Source organism: Microcoleus sp. CAWBG27, from assembly GCF_020883145.1.
In the GTDB taxonomy this organism is placed as follows: domain Bacteria; phylum Cyanobacteriota; class Cyanobacteriia; order Cyanobacteriales; family Microcoleaceae; genus Microcoleus.
The window spans coordinates 1-2,410 of record NZ_JAHREU010000146.1 but is presented as its reverse complement, the minus strand read 5'-3'; the positions used below and the strand labels follow the sequence as shown (position 1 = coordinate 2,410).

Genomic DNA, 2,410 nt, shown 5'->3' with positions numbered 1-2,410 from the left:
TACTTAATTTAGCTGAATTTAACAAGCTTCTGTGACGCTAACACTGCATAATTTCAGCCCAAAATAGTTTGGCTTCCCAGTTTTTATAACTGATAAAAAAATCCGACCCACATCTGCGGAATGTGGGTTCTGAGCTAGTTTCCATCCCACAAAGATGGATTCAAACTGTCGGAGTCCATGAACAAGGGTAGGCATTCCGGGAGGTCTCTGAGAACTATAACCAGACCAACCCCCAAGTCGAGCAATCAGCCAAGTAGCCCAAGGTAAGGAAGTGGGAGGATAGGGGTTTTGCAATTTTTTCGTGCGCCCTTGAAGAGATGGTTCAATCACAGACAAGCACTGCTGTTGAGCATCAGAGAAAGCCAGGGAAACAGATAAGTCAGAATTATCGCGCCCTTCAACCATTTGTAGGGTTCGCACGGCAACCCCTAAAGCCAAGACAGTGAGTTTTTGAATGGCCACTACGGACTCTAACTGTGTAGCTTCAAGATTTAATCCTGCTTGTTTCAATGTGGCAAAAAGTTGTTCAATGCGCCATCGCCATCGATACCATTGGATAACTTGTAGTGCTTGTTCTAAACAAACCACCCTGTGAGTTGTGAGTAATCGCCAATGAATCGCCTCTTGCCCTGCCGGAGGATTAACTTCTATTGCTTCGACTGCATAAAGAGTGATACTGGGTGGATAATCTCGTGCTTTCAAGTGATCGGGACGGCGAATCTTCACACTAACACACCGAATCATCAGCAATGCTTCTCTCGCTGTCCGACCAATACGTGCGTCTGCTGGTACATTAATTGTACAAACCCCTTCACAAGGCTGTTCTGTTAAATAGGTATAAAGCGATTGGGATTGTCCTAATAACCGACGGTCTTGACGAACGCGCACCAATAGGTGATTGTGTTGGTCGGGCACGGTCGCCCATTCCTCATATAAGTCACTTTCGCGGTCACCAATGTGAGTGACCATCAGGGCACCACCTTTAGTGAAACACCGCTGACTGCGCTCGGCGGATGCCAACCATTTGTATGATTCTTTCTGCTCTATCGGCAGATTTTGATAATTGCGTTCATGCTTATTCTTATGATCTAAATCTCGACTCCACAGTTGCACCGTGCTTAACCCTAATGGAAAGCCATTTTCAGCATCCAAAACTAATGTAGGATGTATATAAAAACCCAGATCTGTATTGTTGCCAACCACCCCTAATTGTTCGGGTTTTAATCGGCCGGAGTGGGACTGCAAATTGATTTCACTGCTATCACTGACGGCTAATACGTGCCGTCCTTCTATATTTTTTTGGCAATGCTCCGATAGGCTTTGCACTAATTCCGATACGGTCACGTTTTCATTCTCCAAAAAACGATAGTATCCTACTTGTTGAGCTCGATTTCGGCTGATTTGACGAATATTTACCGATTGATGCTGACCCATTGCTTCATATAATGCCGCCCCCTTTTTACCAACCTTGGGTCTCCAAAGGCTGTTCCTTCGTTCTGTTCTGCGTGAATCAGTATCGGATTGTCCACGGTTTATACCTCTGTCACATCTTTTTTCTAGTTTACTTTGACTTGTGTGTACACGGTAGCCAAAAAGAACTGGGAGAAGTGATAGACCGTCATCTTAACGGAAAACAGTCCGAATTAATACTTGAACTCAATCCAATTATCAGAGGTTGGTCAAATTACTACTCCCATGTTGTCAGTCAAGAAATATTCTGGAAAATGGATTATCTAATCTGGCAAAAACTGAGAAGATGGGCTATTCGTCGTTGCCCAAAAAGCAACAGACATGAAGTATTCTCAAGATACTGGAAAACAGTAGGCACGGACAACTGGAGATTTTGTACGGCGGTCGGTTTGAAGTTAGCCAAACACGGCGAAATAGAAATCATAAGGTTCGTAAAGGTTCAAGGTAACAGAAGTGTTTATGATGGAGAGTTTACCTACTGGGCAACCAGACTAGGGAAACATCCTGAAATTCCCATGAGAATGGCAAAATTACTCCAAAAACAAAAGGGGAAATGTGCGTACTGCGGACACTACTTCAAACAAGACGATGTGATGGAAGTTGACCATATTCAACCAAAATCTCAGGGAGGTAAAGACCAATATGACAATCTCCAACTTCTACATCGTCATTGCCACGATACAAAAACTGCCAGCGATGGCAGTTGTGGTGCTTGTGTAAAAAGCTTAGTCAAAGAGGAGCCGTGTGAGGTGAAAGTCTCATGCACGGTTCGTGCGGTTCGTTTCTATGAAACTAGCCTGTATGGGTTAGGGGATTAGAGCCTTTACGCCGCCTTGGGTGCAAGCCCTAAAAGATAGTAAAGGTAACTTCAGTTGAGTGTGAGTGCGTCAAACTCAAATTTGACAAGTCTTACCCGCTAGGAATGGCGTGATGCCAAAAC

The 2,410-nt window shown here is 44.2% G+C and carries 1 protein-coding gene and 1 pseudogene; one reads left to right on the top strand and one right to left on the bottom strand.

Annotated elements, in window-relative coordinates; all coding sequences use genetic code 11:
• Window positions 1-126: 126 nt before the first annotated feature.
• Window positions 127-1,434 (bottom strand): annotated as a pseudogene (locus QZ938_RS32905) (IS4 family transposase); the annotation flags it as partial.
• A 173-nt stretch (window positions 1,435-1,607) separates the two neighbouring features.
• Here QZ938_RS32905 and QZ938_RS32900 point away from each other — a divergent pair.
• On the top strand, window positions 1,608-2,288 hold the full coding sequence (locus tag QZ938_RS32900; RefSeq protein WP_293356548.1) for a group II intron maturase-specific domain-containing protein: 681 nt from the start codon (window positions 1,608-1,610) through the stop codon (window positions 2,286-2,288).
• Window positions 2,289-2,410: the final 122 nt, after the last annotated feature.